Annotated in this window: 2 protein-coding genes; both read left to right on the top strand. The window is 64.6% G+C overall.

Features of this window, described 5'->3' with window-relative positions; translation table 11 throughout:
• Positions 1-447, top strand: a 447-nt coding sequence (locus tag HUK84_RS17460; protein ID WP_176641391.1) for a hypothetical protein, incomplete at its 5' end; no start/stop codon positions are given.
• 12 nt (positions 448-459) lie between these two features.
• Entirely contained in the window at positions 460-1,368 is a 909-nt protein-coding gene (locus HUK84_RS17455) for a phage major capsid protein (RefSeq protein ID WP_176641390.1), read from the top strand.
• The last annotated feature ends 239 nt before the right edge of the window (positions 1,369-1,607 follow it).

Below are 1,607 nucleotides of genomic sequence, written 5' to 3'. Positions count from 1 at the left end.
GATGCCAGCGGCGTGCCGGCGGTGGGGATCGCCGCCGCCGGGGCGTCGGGCCCGATCACCGGGGTGATGCAGGGCATCGCCAATAATGCCGGCGAGACGGTGCTGCCCGTGTTGCAGAACCAGACGCCGTACCTGCCGGCGGGGCAGGCGGCCTATATCTACGTCGCGGACGATCCGAACCTGGTCTTTGCCGTGCAGGAGGATTCGGTCGGCGGGGCGCTGCCGGCCGGGGCGGCGTCGAGCAACGCCAGCCTGGTGGCCGGGGCCGGGTCGACCGTGTCCAGCCTGTCGGGCTGGCAACTGCAATCGAGCAGCCTGGGCACGGCGGCCGGCGGGCAGATGCGGATCCTGCGGGCCTATCAGTCGATCGACAATGCGATCGGTGCGAACGCCAGGTGGCTGTGCCGCATCAATCTGCATGCGATTACCAGCACCACCGGTATCTGAGGAGGCTGTATCATGGCCGTCATTACGACAGGCGCGCATCCGAAGGCGCTGTGGCCGGGCATCAAGGCCTGGTGGGGGCGCAGCTATGACGAACATCGCGTGGAATATCTGGATCTGTTCGACAGGCAGACCTCGGACAAGGCGTATGAGGAAGAGGTCGAGATCACCGGATTCGGCCTGGCGCCGGTGAAGCCGCAGGGGCAGCAGATCTATTACGACGTGGAATCGCAGGGATCGGTCAGCCGGTTCACGCATGTGGCTTATGCGCTGGGCTATATCGTGACCTATGAAGAGCTGCGCGACAATCTGTACGAGACCGTGTCCAAACGGCGGGCGGCGCAACTGGCGTTCTCGATGCGCCAGACGAAGGAGAACGTGCTGGCCGGGATCTATAACATGGCCTTCTCGGCCTCGGCCCCCGGCGGGGACGGGGCGTCGCTGATTTCGAACCTGCACCCGACCTTGTCGGGCATGCAGTCCAACCTGCTGGCGACGGCGGCGGACCTGTCGGAAGCGGCGATCGAGGACCTGACCATCCAGATCATGCAGTGCCAGAATAATCGCGGCATGCGGATCTCGGCGCTGCCGCGCACGCTGAACGTGCCGTCGGCACTGTGGTTCGAGGCGAACCGGGTGTGCAATTCGGTGCTGCAGAACGATACGGCGAACAATGCGATCAACGTGCTGCGCGCGACCAACGCGTTCCCCGAAGGGATCAAGCTGAACCATTACTTCACCAGCCAGACGGCGTGGTTCATCCGCACCAACGTGCCGAATTCGCTGACCTATTTCGAGCGCGACCCGATTTCCTTCGATCAGGACAACGATTTCGACACCAAGAACGCCAAGGCGGCCTGTTACGAGCGCTATTCCGGCTATTGGGCGGATTGGCGCGGCCTGTACGGAACGCCCGGCGTCTGAACGAATCGCGGTCCGGGGCAAAGCCCCGGATCTGAAAAACGAAAGGCCGTATCATGTCCGAACGAAAAAATTCCGTCGCCCGCATGAAAACCGCGCCGCGTGTGGGCGAGGTGCATGTGCACCATCATTATCACGGCGTGGCCTCGTCGCCCGAAAAACCGCCCGCGAAGGTGGCGCCGGGGCGGCGGACGCCGCGCGTGCGCAAGGAGACGCGGGGCGGCTGAACGGGTTGGGCGGCG

Origin of the sequence: Nguyenibacter vanlangensis (assembly GCF_013376155.1) — a bacterium.
In the GTDB taxonomy this organism is placed as follows: domain Bacteria; phylum Pseudomonadota; class Alphaproteobacteria; order Acetobacterales; family Acetobacteraceae; genus Gluconacetobacter; species Gluconacetobacter vanlangensis.
This window is presented reverse-complemented; position numbering and strand designations above follow the sequence as displayed.

What these genes read in the sequence shown, in the direction of transcription:
- HUK84_RS17455 (WP_176641390.1), top strand. Translation starts at nt 460, where the DNA reads ATGGCCGTCATTACGACAGGCGCGCATCCGAAGGCGCTGTGGCCGGGC.